General features: G+C 70.0%; 4 protein-coding genes. 1 reads left to right on the top strand and 3 read right to left on the bottom strand.

Translation table 11 applies throughout. The features are described from left to right. From VIU94_RS13265 to VIU94_RS13255, 3 genes are all read right to left on the bottom strand, one after another. A partial coding sequence (locus VIU94_RS13265; protein ID WP_331910974.1) for a VOC family protein occupies positions 1-594 on the bottom strand: 594 nt, incomplete at its 3' end. Positions 595-668: 74 nt separating this feature from the next. Continuing rightward, positions 669-800 carry a hypothetical protein gene (locus VIU94_RS13260; RefSeq protein WP_267824546.1) on the bottom strand — a complete coding sequence of 44 codons (132 nt, stop codon included), beginning with the start codon at positions 798-800 and terminating at the stop codon, positions 669-671. A gap of 139 nt (positions 801-939) precedes the next feature. After that, complete coding sequence (locus VIU94_RS13255) at positions 940-1266, bottom strand: rhodanese-like domain-containing protein (RefSeq protein ID WP_331910972.1); 327 nt, start codon at positions 1264-1266, stop codon at positions 940-942. 75 nt (positions 1267-1341) lie between these two features. Here VIU94_RS13255 and VIU94_RS13250 point away from each other — a divergent pair, with 75 nt between their 5' ends. Next, entirely contained in the window at positions 1342-1932 is a 591-nt protein-coding gene (locus tag VIU94_RS13250) for a TetR/AcrR family transcriptional regulator (protein WP_331910970.1), read from the top strand. The last annotated feature ends 196 nt before the right edge of the window (positions 1933-2128 follow it).

The following is a 2128-nucleotide window of genomic DNA, read 5'->3' as shown; positions in this document are numbered from 1 at the left end:
GACCAGGCCCGGTTCCTCATCCTCGACCCAGGTGACGTCGATCTGGTCGAGGGGGTGGTCGGCTGGTTCGCCGAGGAATTCGGCGATGGAGGCGGCGTCGCCGGCGATGGAGACCCCGTGGATGGTGGTGGAGGTGCGCGGGTCGGCGCTCGGGCGCTCCTCGATGGGGACCAACCACTGAAGGAAGTAGGGCAGTTGCGGGTCCTCCAGCAGTTCCAGCAGGCCGATCTGCTTCCACCTCAGGTCGAACCCGTCGGGGCGGACACGGTGGCCCTCGGCCGAGGTGCGGCCGAGGCGGGCCTCGACCGGGGCGATGTCGTCGACGGAGACCACCCAACCGAGCCAGCCGCCGCCCTCGGCGGCGCGGCGCGCGACCGCCTGGCCGAAGGGCGCGCGGTCGGCGGCGGGGTGGTCGAGTGTGGTGACGACCTCGACGTAGGTGCCGCCGCTCAGCGGGAGAATAAAATTGCGGGTGCCGAATCGCGGGTGCACGCCCCCGTCGACGAACCCGGCACCGAGGGCCGATCCGATCCACTGGACAGTCGAGACGAAGCTGTCGCGGGCCACCGCATAGGACACGTGATCAAGTCGCACCGCGCCATCATCACCCGACGTCCCGTACAAATACCGACGCCACGCCCGCCGCGCCGGCCGCGTCCGCCGTGGATTCAGCCGTGGAGCGGATCGATCATCGTCATCCCGGCGGGGGAGGCCCGGTCGAAGCCAGGCAGCAGCGCTGCCGCCTCGTCGAGGCCCACGACCCGCTCGATCAGCCGCTGCGGGGCGAGCGCTGCTGCCACAGGATTTCGATCCGGCATGCAGCACCATGCGCACCGCACTTCCAAGAGACAGGCTCTCGACCTCTCGACCCGGCAGATGCGGGGATGCGTGATCGCCGGGGGAGGGCAAGGCTTTCGCGTTGCCCTCCCCCGGCGGAGGTCAGGCGGACTCGGTGGGGAGACCGGCCTCCGCCCAGTCCTGGATGCCCTCGCGGTACTTGCGGACGTCGGTGTAGCCGAGAGCGGTGAGCCGGTCGGCGACCTGTCCGCTGTTGGGGCACGCCGGGTTGGAGCAGTAGGTGACGATCGCGGCGTCGCGGTCGGGGAGCAGGGCGGGCGCCTGGGCGGCGACGTCGGCCAGGACCAGCTCGAGGGCGCCGGGCAGGTGTTGCTGGGCGTAGTACTCGCCGCCCAGGGTGTCGAGGACGGTCACGGTGCCCGCTTCGATCGCTGCCTTCAGCTCGTCGCGGGTGATGAGTGTGGTCATGCCACTACCTTCCGGGAATTGGACTATAGTCCGGTTGTGGCTCATGACGATAACGGACTGCGGTCCGGTTCCGCAATGCCGTTGGAACTGCTGCGTACCCCGCCGCCCAAGGAACGGGCGGACGCGGCCCGTAACCGCGCTGCCGTCCTGGAGGCCGCAGGCAGACTCTTCGCCGAACACGGCGTCGAAGCGGTATCCATGGACCAAGTCGCGGCGGCCGCCGGCGTCGGCAAGGGCACGCTGTTTCGCCGCTTCGGCGACAAGTCCGGGTTGGCCGCCGCGCTGCTGGACGCCCGAGAACGCGTGCTGCAGGAGGCAATCCTGCACGGACCGCCACCCCTCGGCCCCGGAGCGCCGGCCGACGAACGCCTGGCCGCGTTCATCGACGCCTATTTCGACTACCTGCTTGAGCACCTGGCGCTGATCCGGATGTCGGAGACCGCGGCACCCGGCGCCCGGTACCGGATCGGCGCCTACCGGTTCTGGCATCGCCACACAGCGATCCTGCTGGGCGCCACACCCGACCCCGAACACACCGCCCACGCCCTGCTCGCGGCTTTGGCCGCCGAACACGTAGCCGCGCTCCTGCCAGAACTCGGCGAGCAGCGGATACGAGCCGGCCTCACCCGCCTCGCCCACTCGGCCATGCAACCCCCCAGCCCATAGGACAGAGGATCCGGCCGCGAACCACGCCTTGACTGGGGTGCCACAGACGGCCCTCGACACGATCGCTGCGTTCCTCGACGACCTGGAGGAGCGCGGCATCGCGATCGGCAACCGTCGTTAGCGTGCCCGCTACCCGGGGCGCGCTCATCGACAACATCCCTTGATTCAGTGATCGCGCCACACGTGTCGCCTCCGC

Origin of the sequence: Streptomyces sp., assembly GCF_036566765.1 — a bacterium.
In the GTDB taxonomy this organism is placed as follows: domain Bacteria; phylum Actinomycetota; class Actinomycetes; order Streptomycetales; family Streptomycetaceae; genus Streptomyces.
Note: the sequence above shows the minus strand (reverse complement) of the source record. Positions and strands in the feature narration are given on the sequence as shown.

Excerpts from the sequence above, each read along its gene's own strand:
- VIU94_RS13255 (WP_331910972.1), bottom strand. The coding sequence starts at position 1,266 with ATGACCACACTCATCACCCGCGACGAGCTGAAGGCAGCGATCGAAGCG.
- VIU94_RS13250 (WP_331910970.1), top strand. The coding sequence starts at position 1,342 with ATGCCGTTGGAACTGCTGCGTACCCCGCCGCCCAAGGAACGGGCGGAC.